The organism is Planktothrix serta PCC 8927 (assembly GCF_900010725.2).
In the GTDB taxonomy this organism is placed as follows: Bacteria; Cyanobacteriota; Cyanobacteriia; order Cyanobacteriales; family Microcoleaceae; genus Planktothrix; species Planktothrix serta.
On record NZ_LR734931.1, the window covers coordinates 1 to 517 of the forward strand.

The 517-nt window shown below is 47.2% G+C and carries 1 protein-coding gene; it reads right to left on the reverse strand.

Going from position 1 to position 517, the window contains the following annotated elements:
• The coding region (locus tag PL8927_RS28245) for an Ig-like domain-containing protein (protein ID WP_231506173.1) at positions 1-517 on the reverse strand (517 nt) is incomplete at both ends.

Genomic DNA, 517 nt, shown 5'->3' on the forward strand with positions numbered 1-517 from the left:
GTAGGAATCGGTGTCGGAGTAACGGTAGGAATCGGTGTCGGAGTAACGGTGGGTTCCGGTGTCGGAGTAACCGTAGGACTCGGTGTCGGAGTAACGGTAGGACTCGGTGTCGGAGTTGGTGTTGGTTCCGGCGTAGTAGTAATATCTGCTGCGCGAGTTAGTTGAGTTGCTGCGGTATTATTATTACCCGCAGTATCAGTTGCTTTAGCAGCCGGAATATCTACGGTGACATTTCCAGTAGCAGTTGGAGTCACCTCAAAGGTGTAGGTTTTGCCATCAACTTTGGTAAAGTTACCGACTGTTGAATTAGCAACGGTAATATCAGTATTATCAAAGCCAGTGACATCTTCACTGAAGTTAGCAATGACGGTAAATAAACTGTTGACTGTGGCTGGGGAAGTTGAGATTAAAGTAACCGTTGGGGCGGTAAGATCGGCTGCGCGAATTAACTGAGTTGCTGCGGCATTATTATTACCCAGAGTATTAGTAGCTTTAGCCGCAGGAATATCTACGGTGA